A 13203-nucleotide genomic window follows, 5' to 3' on the forward strand; every position below is an offset into this window, starting at 1 on the left:
GCCCGGCCGCCGCCAAACCAGGGGGCGCGAAGCCCCCTACCGCGGAGCCCCTTACCGCGGAGCCCCTTACCGCGGAAGCCGCGAGGGCCCTCGCGGCGGGGCCGCGGCACCCCCTACAGCGGCAGCCGCGGCGGGACCCCGCCCGCCACCGCGCGCTGCCGCGGCGCCGCGTCGCCCGTCCAGACCGACCCGCGGCGCATCAGCAGCCGCTGCAGCCACAGCTCCGTCGAGACCAGCTCCGCGAGACCGGCCAGCGGCAGCGCCTCGCCGTCCGCCGCCGCGCGCAGCGCCTTGCGTACGACCCGGCCCTCCACCAGACCCGCGTCCGCCAGCAGCGGCCGGTGGAAGAGGTCGGCCAGCTCCGTCGAGGCGCGGCGCAGCCCGATGCGCTCCGCCGACGCGGCGGCCGCCGCGGGGCCGGTCGTCGCGCCCCAGCCCGGCGGCAGCCCGCGGATCCCCGCGCCGTCGAGCACGGCGCCCAGCACCGCCGCCCGCGCGCCCGGCTGCACGCGCAGCGCCTCGGGCAGGGCGCGGCAGGCCCGTACGACCTGGTTGTCGAGGAAGGGGGCGTGCAGCCGCTGGAACCGGACCTCCGCGGCCTGCTCGAAGACGCGGTAGTCCGCGCCCAGTTGCGCCAGCGCCGCGGCGGCGCGGCGCTCGCCGGGGCGGCCGGTGCCGTCGCCGTTCGCGGTGCCCGCGGAGCCCCGGAGCCGTACCGACACCTCGGCCAGCGCCTCGCCCGTCAGCCACCGCGCCGCGGGCCCCGGCCGGCACCAGCTCAGCGCGGCCAGCGACGCGTCGAGCGCGCCCTGGCTGCGCCCTTGCGCCCCGCCGGGCACGCCCGTGGGGTCGTCGAGGAGCGCGTCTGCGCCTTCGGAGATGCCTTCCCAGTACGTCGTACGGGCCAGCCGGCGGGCCGCGCGGTAGACGGTCAGCGGCGCCAGCACCGAGCCCTCCGCGCGCGCCAGCGCCGTCACGGGCCGGAACAGCGAGCGCCGTCTGCGGTCCAGCAGCAGGTCCGCGAGCCGGGCCGGGTGCGCGTCCAGGACCTCGCGGGCGCCGACGCCGACCAGGTGGTCGGCGCTGCCCGCGGTCAGCCGGCGCCGGTGCCGGGCGGCGGCGACCAGGGAGGGGCCGGGCTCGTCCGTCAGCGGCATGCTCTCCAGGTCCGCGTACGGCAGCGCCGCCTCGCCCGCGGCCACCACCACGTGGTGCAGCCGCGGGTTGGCGGCGATGGTGCGGGCCCGCTCCAGCTCGGCTTCGTCGGCGCGCGCCGTCAGGTCGTTGAACGTCACGGCCACCAGCCGCTCGCCCTGCCCGGGGCCCAGCCCCGGGGGCGTACCGGGCGCGCCCGGCAGTCCGGCGGCCAGCAGCGCGAGGGTGCCGGAGGCGATGCCGCCGGACAGGTCGGCGCCGATGCCGGGCGCGGGGCCGCGTGCGGCGCGCCGGTCGGCCGGGCCCATGCCGGGTACGGGGCCGGGGTCGAGGCCGCCGTAGCCGGGTTCCGGCGCGTGGCGCGGGGCGGCGAGCCGGGCGCGTACGGACTCCACGAGCGCGTCGCGTACGCCCGCCACCGCCGGTTCGGTGTCCAGCGAAGGGGCGGCGACGGCGAGGGAGGCGCGCGGCTCGTAGCCGGTGATCTCCTTGGCGCCCTCGCGGAGGATGAGTGCGTGGCCGGGAGGCACGCGGCGCACGCCGGCGTACGGCGTGCCGTCGCCCAGCGCCTCCGGCACGTCGGGGCAGGCGAGTTGGGCGGCGAGGTGGGGGACGTCCAGCTCGGCCTCGATCAGGTCGGCGAGCGGGAGCGCGGCGGTCGCGTACGCGGTGCCGCCGTCCCAGGGGGCGTGGAAGACGGGGCGCGCGCCGGCGAGATCGCCGAGGACGGTGGTGCGGCGGCCGACCTGCGCGACGGCGGTGTACCCGCCGGACCAGGCGGTCAGGTGCCGTACCGCGCCGCCGCGGGTGGACAGCAGGCCCACGCGCAACTGGTCGTCGCTCGCGCCGCAGGTGCCGAAGATCGCCAGCCGGATCAGCGGTGCGACGTCGACCACGCGGATCTCGTCCGGCCGCCAGTCGCCGACCGCCCACAGCGGATCGGGGCCGCCCCAGACGAGCTGGGCGCCGACGGGGTGGAGGTCGTAGTCGTCGGCGGACTGCGCACCGTCGAGGAACGAGGGCGCGGCGGCGGCACTGCTCCACCCCACCAACCACCGCATGCGCGCCTCCTCGTGGGCAACTGGGGACGTATCGGCATATGCCAAGCGAGCCAGGCGAGCCGGGCGATCGGCATCAACTCCGCCACGCTCAGGGCGTACTGCCGCTTCGTCAGGACCAATGCTGCCACGAGAGGGGCGCATGTGAGTGGATGCGGTCGTGCGGGAGTCTGCTCGTCACGGCCGGAAGCGCCCCCGGAGGCCGCCGCGCGGGCGCGCTCAGGGCAGTTGGGCGCCCCGGCGGGGTCCGCACGAGGAAGAGGATCAACAGGCGGTACGAACCGCCCCCCCGGCGCGCCGTCCGAAACGCGGTACCGGCACCCGGGCGGTGCCCGGACTCCGGTGCGGCCGTCCCCTACGCCCGGATCTACACCCCCCGCGAGGGGCGTCATTCAGCCATTCTCCACACGGCGCAATCCCGGCCATCCAAGCCCGACTTCCTGGCTTGTGTGGTCCGGGAAGCGTCCCGCGCTCCCCGGACCGTGAGCCGCCGCCCGCGGGGATGAATGACGGCGGAGTTCCCCAGGCCCGCCGCTTTCCCAGGCGCGGCGAGCCGACCCACGGACAACCAGCCAAGCGTGCGCCGCCCTTTGCGGGCAGAGCGCACGTACGGCGCACCGCCACACGACCCCGGAGCACGCGCGCTGCAATCCCGCCATCCGGAAACATTCCTCTTAACGGTCGGGATCCGGCGAACTACGCTGGGTGCATATGCGACCCGGCCGGATCCCCACCTGCCGGACGGGAGCCGTCGGTGGTCGAGGGGTGTGCATGTCCAGGACGCCACGCGGGCCGAACGAGAAGCTGGGCCACATGCTCGCGCTCGCCGGGATCAGCAACGCCGGACTCGCCCGCCGGGTCAATGACCTCGGCGCGCAGCGCGGCATGACGCTTCGGTACGACAAGACATCCGTCGCCCGGTGGGTGACGAAGGGGATGGTGCCCCAGGGCGCCGCGCCCCACCTGATCGCCACCGCCATCGCCGGCAAGCTCGGCCGCCCCGTGCCGCTGCACGAGATAGGGCTGGCCGACACCGACCCGGCGCCCGAAGTGGGCCTGGCGTTCCCGCGCGATGTCGGCGAGGCGGTGCGCTCGGCCACCGAGCTGTACCGGCTCGACCTCGCCGGGCGGCGCGCGGGCAGCGGCGGCATCTGGCAGAGCCTCGCGGGCTCCTTTGCCGTCAGCGCGTACGCGACGCCCGCCTCCCGCTGGCTGATCACGCCGGCCGACGGCTCGGTCGCCCGCGGCCTCGACGGCGTCGACCCGCAGCACGCGCCCGCGGCGGACGGCTCGGGGCCGCGGCGTGTGGGGCACAGCGACGTCGCCAAGCTGCGCGACGCGGCGGACGAGGCGCGGCGCTGGGACTCCAAGTACGGGGGCGGCGACTGGCGGGCGTCGATGGTGCCGGAGTGCCTGCGCGTGGACGCGACGCCGCTGCTGCTCGGCGCGTACACCGACGAGGTCGGGCGCTCGCTCTTCGGCGCGACCGCGGAACTCACCCGGCTCGCCGGGTGGATGGCCTTCGACACGGGGCAGCAGGAGGCGGCACAGCGGTACTACATCCAGGCGCTGCGGCTCGCCCGGGCGGCGGCGGACGTGCCGCTCGGCGGGTACGTCCTGGCGTCGATGTCGCTCCAGGCGACGTACCGCGGCTTCGCCGACGAGGGCGTGGACCTCGCCCAGGCGGCGATCGAGCGCAACAGGGGGTTGGCGACGGCGCGTGCGATGAGCTTCTTCCACCTCGTCGAGGCGCGGGCGCACGCCCGCGCACAGGACGAGGCGTCGTGCGGCACGGCCCTGGCGGCGGCGGAGAGCTGGCTGGAGCGCGCCCGCGAGGGCGACCCCGACCCTGCCTGGCTCGACTTCTACGCCTACGACCGGCTGGCCGCCGACGCCGCCGAGTGCTACCGCGACCTGCGGGTGCCGCGGCAGGTGCGGCGGTTCACCGAACAGGCGCTGGCGCGGCCGACGGAGGCGTTCGTCCGCTCGCACGGGCTGCGGCTGATCGTGGCGGCGGTGGCGGAGCTGGAGTCGGGGAACCTCGACGCGGCGTGCGCGCAGGGCACGCGGGCGGTGGAGGTCGCGGGCCGGATCTCGTCGGCGCGGACGACGGAGTACGTGAAGGACCTGCTGGCCCGGCTGGAGCCGTACGGCGACGAGCCGATGGTGGCGGAACTGCGCGAGCGCGCCCGCCCGTTGCTGGTCGCGCCGGCGTAGGGGGTACGCACCCGGGCGTGCGCGGCGGCGCGATGCGCCAGGGCACAGTCCGCCGGGACACGGTGAGTCGGCGCGTACGGGGCTCGCGCGCGGCCCCGGCAGCGGCGTGCGGGCCTCCGGACGGCGCGGCGCTCAGCGGCAGTCGATGACCGAGTCCGCCCAGTCCGTCAGCAGCGCGGTGTGGATGGGGTGCTGCGGTTCCGCTTCCAGCCGGATGGTCTCGGTGCCCGACGGCAGGCCCACGTCGACCACGGCCGCCTGCTCGCCGGCCTCGACCCAGTCCGAGCGCCAGAGCCGGGCGCCGTCGCCGTAGACGGTGAACCTGGCCGCGCCCAGGCGGTACATCATGTCGTCGATGCCGGCCGCCGCCCGGTAGCGGGTGCAGGACCGGTTCAGCTCGATGACCAGGGACGACTTCGCCTGGACCGTGACGCCGTGGGCGTAGGTCGTGCCGCCGACGTCCAAGTCCTCGCGCTGCCACCACCATCCGCTGCGGCTCGCGACGATCTCCGGGTCCGTGCCGTCGCCGAGGACGTCGGCCTCCAGGCCCGCGACGCGGTACGGCTCGGCGGGGGGCGGCGGTGGCGGTGGGGACGGCGGCTTCGGCGTCGGGGTGGGCGTCGGGGTCGGCGTGGGCGTCGGTGTCGGCGTGGGACTGGGGGAGGACGGCTCCGGGGTCGGGGTGGGCGTCGGCGTCGGGGCGGGCTCCGCCGGCTCGGGGGCAGGGGGCGGGGGAGTGGGCTCCGGCTTCTTCTCGGGCGGGGGCGCCGGAGGCGGCGCCGGGGCCGAGCTGGCGGGCGGGTTGGCGACCGGCTCCTTCTCGCCGCCGCCGCCGGAGAGTACGAGCGCCAGCGCCGCTGCCGCCGCGGCCACGACGATGCCCGCCGCGGCCGCGACCTTGACCGGCGCACCGACCCCCTCGCCCACCGCCGCACCGGCACCGCCGGCCGCACCCGAGCCCGCCCCGCCGCCGATGCCGCCGACGCCGCTCGCCGCCGCCGCGGCCCCCGCCCCGGTGGCACCCGCCGCCCCGGCACCCGCGCCGATGCCCGCGAACCCGGCGGCCTTCGCCGCCGCGGCCGACGCGAACCAGCCGACGACCGCGACCGGAAGCAGCGTGCTGAGCCGGGAGTTGACGTCAGCGACCTCGACCGCCGCCATCCGGCACCGCACGCAGCCGTCCAGGTGCTTGCGCAGCCCCCGCTCGGCGCGCATCCGCAGCCCGCCGCGGGCGTACGCGCCGAGCCGGTCCGCGTACCGGGCGCAGTCGCCGCCCGCGGTGAGCGCGGTCGAGACGTGCGCCTGGAGGTACGCCTGCTTGAGCCCTTCGCGGGCGCGGTGAGCCAGTACGGCGGTCGCGTTGGCGGTGAGCCCGAGGAGCGGCGCGACCTGGCTGGGGGACTCGTCCTCCACCGTCGTGTGCCACAGCACGGTCTGCCAGCGCTCGGGCAGGCTGCGGAACGCCTGCACCGCCATCGACTGCTCGGCCTCGTGCATGGCCCGTACGTCGGCGCCCAGGTCGAGGGTGTCGTCGTCGGAGACCGGCCGCGTGGCCTGGGTCGCGAAGACGGCGAAGTCGTCGACGAGTTGCTCGCGCTTGGCGGTCTTCGTCCAGGCGGCGGCGACCCGCCGCACGGTGGTCAGCAGATACGCCCGTACCGCGGTCTCGGGACCGGCGCCGCCGCGGACCGCCTGGAGCGTGCGGGCGAACACCTCGGCGGTGAGGTCGTCGGCGGTGTGCGAGTCGCGGCAGCAGGTGCGCGCGTAGCGGCGGACCGCCGGGGCGTGCCGCTGGTACAGCTCCTCGTACGCGCTGTCGTCCCCCGTACGCATCCGGGCGACCAGTTCGGTGTCCGAAGGCAGGGGTCCCGTGACCCCCTCGTCCCGTCGCTCACGCTGCTTGGGGATGGCCCCCACGGCCTCGTCGGCACCGCCGGAGTTCCCGCCGGATGTCCCGCCGTCCATGGCATGCCCGCGATCGTCCGGATCGTCAACTGCCATGCCGCAAGCTCCCGTAGACGCTCGTCCCGCCCGTCATCGGGTGAGCGTGTCACAACGGACCGTGGTCGCCGTCCGCGTTGACCGGTCAACCACCCGTTGGGGGGTTTTCCCGCTCGCGGCGCACTACCGGTCACGCTTTCGGGGTAGACGGCGGCCTCGTTTGACGAACGGGCCGCTACGCCGGCCACGGAAGCCGACGTCCGGCGAGAGGCACCCTGACGGGCGACACCGTCAACACGTACCACCGCCGGCGGGGCCACCCGTCAAGGGGAACCCCCGCGGGGCCCGTCAGGGCACGCCGAGGCACACCCCGGCGCACCCCTGTCGGGCACGGCCCGGGGCTCAGCCCTCCGCGTGCGGCCGCAGCCCGTCGAGCAGGATGTCCAGCAGCCGCGCGGACGCGACCGCCTGCTGCTCCGGGTCCGGCAGGGACGGCGCCGCGGTGGCTATCACCAGCAGCACGTCCGACACCGATACGTCGGCGCGCAGCGACCCCGCGTCCCGGGCGCGCGCGACCAACTGCCCGACCACGTCGAGCAGCGCCGCCGCGTCCGTACCGCCGACGCTCGCGCCCTCCGCACCCGCGCTCTCACCCGCGACCGCACCGCCGGCCTGCGCCGCCGTGCCGTCCGGCGAGGGCCGCTGCTGCGGCACCCGCGGCTCGCCCTCCTGCGCCTGCGCCGTCACGCCCAGCACCTGCGGCGGCAGCAGCCGCCCGGCACCGGAGTCGACGGAGGCGCGGAGGAAGCGGGCCAGCGCGGCCCACGGCTCGTCCTCCTGCTGCAGCGCCGCGCGGGCCTGCTCGGTGAGCCGGGCGGTCTCCGCCTCGGCGATGCGCTTGACCAGCACTTCCTTGCTCGGGAAGCGGCGGTACACCGTGCCTACGCCGACCCTGGCGCGGCGGGCGACGTCCTCCATCGGGGCGCCGTAACCCAGCTCCCCGAAGACCTCGCGCGCGGCGCGCAGGACGTGCTCCAGATTGCGCTGCGCGTCGACCCGCAGCGCCGACCGGCCATTCGTCGGCAGTTCGCCGGAAGTGTCCGGTCCCGACATGTTTGCTGACAGACGACTGCTCTGAACCTGCATCTCTGTTTCCCCCGGTTATGACAGTCTCCCCCCGGAGACTCCCCACCCTGCTTACCGGAGTGCATCTGGTCGGGCCACTCCGGCTCGTACGAACATAGTTCAGCAGAAGTCAAGAGAGAAGGGGCTGTGGATAAGGATCGGCCGCGGGTCGGACACCTCGGGCGCCGGAAATCCTTCCCCCGCCTGTGGACAAAAGTCCGAACGCGGTGCGTCATGGGTGTTCCGAGGTCGCCGTCGGCGGCCTCGCCCCGGGCCCGCACCGCCGCCGGCGGCGCGCGGCGAGGCCGGGCCCCAGGCGGGACCCCAGGCAGGAGGTTGCCCATGACGGATCCGACGCGCGTCCTCGTCGTCGGTGGCGGCAACGTCGGGATGGCCGCGGCCATGCGGCTGCAGAAGCACCTCGGCAAGCAGCTCAGAAGAGGCGCGGCGCAGATCACCGTGGTCGCCCCCGACCCGTACATGACCTACCAGCCCTTCCTCGCCGAGGCCGCCGCCGGCTCCGTACAGCCGCGTCACGTCGTGGTGCCGCTGCGGCGCGTGCTGCCCCGCTGCCGCGTGGTCGCCGGCCGCGTGACGTCCGTCGACCACCCCGGGCGCACCGCCCGCGTCTCGACGCTCGCCACCGACGAGACCGGCGAACCGCCACTGGAGCTGGCGTACGACCAGCTCGTGCTGGTGCCCGGATCCGTCTCCCGGGTGCTGCCGGTGCCCGGGCTCGCCGAGTACGGCATCGGCTTCACCTCGATCGAGGAGGCCATCGGCCTCCGCAACCACGTGCTCGAACAACTCGACATCGCCTCCTCCACCCGCGACGCCGCCGTCCGGGAGGCCGCGCTGACGTTCGTGTTCGTGGGGGGCGGCTACGCCGGCGTGGAAGCCCTCGCCGAGCTCGAAGACATGGCGCGTTACGCCACCCGCTACTACACCGGCGTACGCCCCGCGGACATGCGCTGGGTCCTCGTCGAGGCGAGCAACCGCATCCTGCCGGAGGTCGGCGAGCGGCTCGGCGAGTACGCCGTACGAAGGCTGCGCGAACGCGGCATCGACGTACGCCTGGAGACCCGCCTGTCAAGCTGTACGGACCGCGTCGCCCAACTCGACGACGGCGCCCGCTTCCCCACCCGCACCCTCGTGTGGACCGCCGGCGCCCGCCCCCACCCCGTGCTCGCCGCCACAGGACTGCCCCTCGACGACCGCGGCCGCCTGCGGTGCACCCCCGACCTGCGCGTCGAGGGCGAGGACGCCGTCTGGTCCGCCGGCGACGCGGCCGCCGTACCGGACCTCACCGCCGACGAACCCGGCGCACTCTGCGCCCCCAACGCCCAGCACGCCGTCCGCCAAGCCCGCGTCCTCGCCGACAACCTGGCCGCAGCCCTGCGCGGCGCGCCCCTGCGCGACTACCGGCACCGGTACGCAGGTTCCGTCGCCTCCCTCGGCCTCCACAAAGGCATCGCCTATGTGTACGGCCACCGGCTGAAGGGCTACCCTGCCTGGCTCATGCACCGTGCGTACCACCTAGGCAAGCTCCCCACCGTGGGCCGCAAGGCGCATGTGCTCGCCGAGTGGACCCTTGCCGGACTGTTCAAGCGGGAGATCGTCGCCCTCGGCTCGCTGGAACACCCCCGGGCGGAATTCGAACTCGCCACCCGGTCGGGTCGCGGCCCTGACGGCGACTGAGGCGGGGCATGTGACCATGGACGGGCACGAAGCGGCACGGAGCGAAACGAACGACCAACGAGTGGACCTGGGACTGGCACGCTTGAACTTCACGCGCTGGAGCCCCCGGCTCCCCGGATCCCCGCGCCGCACCGCCGCCGCGCGGGGCTTCCGCGGTGCCGTCCCCTCCGCCCGCGCCGGACGGCAGGGCCGCCGCGCCGCGGCGGAACCGCCCCCCGGCGCCGAGCCGGACGCCGACCCCGGCGGCACGGCGAGCGGCGGCGGCGACACGGGCCCGGAACCCGATACGGAACACGACGTCGACCCCGGCATCGAGCTGCCCGTCAGCGCCACCCTCGGCCGGCTGCCGGCACCCGTCGCGGTCGTCCACGGCCCCGACCACCGCATCGCCTACGTCAACGACGCCTACGCCGCCGTCTTCGGCGCCCGCGCCCCGGGCCGCCCGGCCCGCGACGCGCTGCCCGAACTCGCCGAGCTGGGCCTGCTGCCGCTGATGGACCAGGTGCTGCGCAGCGGCACCCCGCGCACCGTCAAGGCCCGCCGCGCCCCCGACTCCCGCTCGTACACGTTCACCTGCAGCCCCATCGACGTCGGCGAGAGCGGCGGCGTGCTCGTCTCCGCCGCCGACGTCACCGACCAGGTGGAGGCCGCCGAGCGGCTGCGCGCCGGCGAGCGCATGCAGCGCGAGGCCGCGGTGGCGCTGCAGCGCAGCCTGCTGCCGGAGAAGCTGGAGCACCCCGACGACCTGCGGGTCGCGGCCAAGTACCAGCCCGGCGGCACGGACGCCGCGGTCGGCGGCGACTGGTACGACGTCATCACCCTCGGCGCCGGCCGCACGGCCATGGTCATCGGCGACGTCATGGGCCGCGGCGTCCGCGCCGCCGCCGTCATGGGCCAGTTGCGCACCGCGGTGCGCGCGTACGCGCGCCTGGACCTGCCGCCGCACGAGGTGCTCCAGCTCCTCGACGGACTCGCCTCCGAGATCGACCCCAACCAGATCGCCACTTGCGCGTACGCCGTCCACGACCCGCACGAGGGCCGCCTGGTGCACGCCTCGGCCGGCCACCTGCCGATCCTCATCCGCGACGCGGACGGCACCGTGCGCCGCGTCGACGAACCCACGGGACCGCCCCTCGGCACCGGCGGCTGGGTGCACGGCTCCGCGGAACTGCCCTTCCCGCCCGGCTCGACGGCCGTCCTCTACACCGACGGCCTCATCGAGCGGCGCGGCCAGGACATCGAGGAGGGCGTGAACGCGCTGGTGAGCGCGTTCGCCGGCGCCACCGGTGCACCGGGCGTCGTCTGCGACCGCCTCATCCGCTCCCTCGGCGTCACCGCCGAGCACGACGACGACGTCGCCGTGCTCGTCCTGGAGCACCCGCTGCGCGACGACGGCGAGGCCGAGCTGTTCCGCAGCGCGGCGCTCGACCTCCTCGGCGGCGTCGAGGCGGCCCCGCGCGCCCGCGCCTTCGCCGACGGCGTCCTGGCGAGCTGGCGCTTCCCGGCGGAGCTGCGCGAGCTGGGCGTGCTGGCGGCCAGCGAACTCGTCGCCAACTCCCTGCAGCACGGCTCCCCGCCGATGCGGCTGCGCCTGCGGCGTACGGACCGGAGGCTCATCGTCGAGGTCACCGACGGCGACGACCGGCTGCCGCGCCGCCGCCAGGCGGAGCCCGGCGACGAGAACGGCCGCGGCATCTCCATCGTCGCCACGATCGCCTCGACCTGGGGCTCACGCCGCACGCTGGGCGGCGGCAAGGCGGTGTGGTGCGAGTTCGCCCTGCCGGGCGAGCACGGCCACTGAGGCCGCGTACGGAACGGGCGCACCCGCGCGGGCAGGAGCCCGCGCGGGTGCGCGCCTAGGCCGCCTGCACGGGCGCGGGCTCCGCCCCGGCCGCCGCCGGCTTGTGGGCCGCCACCTGCACGGTGCCCGCGAGCCGCGGGCAGTCCTGCACCGGCGTCAGCCGTCGGCCCAGCACCAGCCCCATCACCGTGATGCCCAGCGAGCACACGACGAGCATCGAGATGTACGCCCCGTACGCCCCGGCGCCCGCCATGAGCCCGCCGACCGCGGGCCCGATCGCCAGCGCCAACTGCTTGACCAGCGCGAACACCGAGTTGTAATGCCCGATGTGCGAACCTGGCGCCAGATCCGCCACCAGAGGTGCCACGGTCGGCGACAGCATCGCCTCGCCGAGCCCGAAGAGCGCGTACGTGGAGATGATCGCCGCCGTCGCCATCGCCTGCCCGCCGGCGACCCACCCGGAGGCCGCGGCCACCAGCCACGCGAACGTCCATATGAGCCCGACCACGGCGATGACCCGGCTGCGCCTCCGCCGCTCCACGAGCCGCAGCACGGCGAACTGCGCCACGACGATCACCGCGGTGTTCGCCGCCAGCGCCACCCCGAGCGTCGACGGGGATATCCCCGACACCTCGACCGCGAACGCCGACAGCCCGGACTCGAACTGCCCGTAGCAGGCGAAGAACATCACGAAGCCCAGCACGCAGAGCCACACCATCGCCCGGTCCCCGAGCAGGATCCGCCAGCGGCCCCGGGCACCCTCGCCCGCCGGTACGGCGTGCGCGGCGCGCGTCCCGCGCGGCAGCCGCACCGTGGCGACCACGGCGCCGAGCACCAGGAACATCACGGACTCGATGGCGAAGAGCCGCACGAACGACCCCGCGTGCTCCTCGTCCACGAGCAGTCCGCCCAGCAGACCGCCGACACCGAGGCCGAGGTTGTTCAGGAAGAACTGCGTGGCGAACGCCCGCGACCGCGTCACCGTCGTCGAGCACCACACGATCATCGTCGCCAGCGCCGGCTGGATGACCGCCATCCCGGCGCCCATGACCAGAGTCGACGCGAGCACCATCGGCGCCGTCGAGGCCAGCCCCAGCGACAGCGCCCCGGCCGCGGCCGCGACCGTACCGGCAAGGGCCACGGGCAGCGGCCCGCGCCGGTCGATGAACCGCCCGGTGAAGGGCAGCACGAGCAGGGCGGCCATGGCGAACCCGGCGAGCGCGACACCCGCCGTCGTCGAGCCGAGATCCCGCACCCGCGATACGTACAAGAACGTGTACGGCACGGTGAAGCCGCTGCCGAAGGCACTCAGCGCGTTCCCCACCTGGATCCTGCGGAGGGCCGCGGCGCCGGTCTCGCGTGTCACTACTCACCACCCATGCACACGTGCGCCCCGGCGCCGAGAAGCTACCGGGTCGAAGACTTCGATGCTAAAGTTCAGAGCTAAAGAGTACATGACTGAGAAGTTCGACGCGAACGAGATTGGTGGAATACTGCGCGCCATGTCCGACAGCGACGCCCCGGCCCCCGACGCCGCCCGGCCGCCCACGCAGGAGCTGCGCTCCCTCGACGAGCAGGTCGCGCTCTACCAGCGGGAGTTCCAGGACCTCGACCCCCAGGTCGAGCAGATCGTCTCGGCCCTCAGCCGCCTCAACCGGCGCATGACCGTCGCCTACGGCCGCCACCTCTCCGACATCGGCATCAACGGCGCCGAGTGGGAGGTGCTCAAGGCCCTCGTGCTCGCCGGCGCCCCGTACCAGCTCGGCCCCGGCGAGCTGGCCAAGCGCCTCGGCCTCACCCCCGCCGCGATGACCCACCGCATCGACCGCATGGTCACCGAGGGCCTGGTCACCCGCGAACGCGACGAGGCCAACCGCGTCCGCGTCATCGTCGGCATCACCGAACTCGGCCGCGAGAAGTGGTTCGCGACCATGCGCATGGGCACGGACTGGGAGGAGGACCTGCTCCAGGACCTCACCCCGACCGAACGCACCCTGCTCGGTGACCTGCTGACCCGCCTCCTCCGCCGCGTCGAGGACGCCCAGCCGGACGCGAGCGGCCGACTGTCCGATCTGGACTAGCTCTTGATCGCGCTTGACACGTGTCGGGCCGCTCCGTAAAGTTCTTCGGGTTGCCACGGGGCCGTTGAGGTTCTGGAGTGCGACGGTGGCCGTCCCTGAGGGGCGGCTCGTCCCATCTTCTCGTTGT

General features: G+C 75.2%; 8 protein-coding genes. 4 read left to right on the plus strand and 4 right to left on the minus strand.

The window, feature by feature from the left end; translation table 11 throughout:
* Nucleotides 1-113 precede the first annotated feature (113 nt).
* Nucleotides 114-2216: an asparagine synthase-related protein gene (locus ACFYVJ_RS34090; RefSeq protein ID WP_388900167.1), complete on the minus strand. Its 2103-nt coding sequence runs from the start codon at nucleotides 2214-2216 to the stop codon at nucleotides 114-116.
* Nucleotides 2217-2984: 768 nt separating this feature from the next.
* Here ACFYVJ_RS34090 and ACFYVJ_RS34095 point away from each other — a divergent pair.
* A complete protein-coding gene (locus ACFYVJ_RS34095) occupies nucleotides 2985-4430 on the plus strand; it encodes an MFS transporter (protein WP_388900169.1) in 1446 nt (481 codons plus the stop codon).
* Nucleotides 4431-4562: 132 nt separating this feature from the next.
* Here the strand turns inward: ACFYVJ_RS34095 and ACFYVJ_RS34100 are convergent, their stop codons facing one another.
* Nucleotides 4563-6395: a sigma-70 family RNA polymerase sigma factor gene (locus ACFYVJ_RS34100; protein WP_388900188.1), complete on the minus strand. Its 1833-nt coding sequence runs from the start codon at nucleotides 6393-6395 to the stop codon at nucleotides 4563-4565.
* A gap of 378 nt (nucleotides 6396-6773) precedes the next feature.
* Complete coding sequence (locus ACFYVJ_RS34105; RefSeq protein ID WP_388900171.1) at nucleotides 6774-7484, minus strand: TetR/AcrR family transcriptional regulator; 711 nt, start codon at nucleotides 7482-7484, stop codon at nucleotides 6774-6776.
* Between the two features lie 354 nt (nucleotides 7485-7838).
* Between ACFYVJ_RS34105 and ACFYVJ_RS34110 the strand changes: the two genes are divergently transcribed.
* Nucleotides 7839-9194 (plus strand): NAD(P)/FAD-dependent oxidoreductase, encoded by a 1356-nt coding sequence (locus ACFYVJ_RS34110; RefSeq protein WP_388900174.1) that lies wholly within the window; start codon nucleotides 7839-7841, stop codon nucleotides 9192-9194.
* Between the two features lie 82 nt (nucleotides 9195-9276).
* Complete coding sequence (locus ACFYVJ_RS34115; RefSeq protein WP_388900176.1) at nucleotides 9277-10995, plus strand: SpoIIE family protein phosphatase; 1719 nt, start codon at nucleotides 9277-9279, stop codon at nucleotides 10993-10995.
* A gap of 55 nt (nucleotides 10996-11050) precedes the next feature.
* On the opposite strand, the gene ACFYVJ_RS34120 is transcribed toward ACFYVJ_RS34115, so the two are convergent.
* Nucleotides 11051-12361: an MFS transporter gene (locus ACFYVJ_RS34120; RefSeq protein WP_388900179.1), complete on the minus strand. Its 1311-nt coding sequence runs from the start codon at nucleotides 12359-12361 to the stop codon at nucleotides 11051-11053.
* 136 nt (nucleotides 12362-12497) lie between these two features.
* On the opposite strand from ACFYVJ_RS34120, the gene ACFYVJ_RS34125 reads away from it, so the two are divergent.
* Nucleotides 12498-13076: a MarR family winged helix-turn-helix transcriptional regulator gene (locus ACFYVJ_RS34125; protein ID WP_388900182.1), complete on the plus strand. Its 579-nt coding sequence runs from the start codon at nucleotides 12498-12500 to the stop codon at nucleotides 13074-13076.
* The last annotated feature ends 127 nt before the right edge of the window (nucleotides 13077-13203 follow it).

Source organism: Streptomyces sp. NPDC004134 (genome assembly GCF_042874195.1).
Classification (GTDB): domain Bacteria; phylum Actinomycetota; class Actinomycetes; order Streptomycetales; family Streptomycetaceae; genus Streptomyces.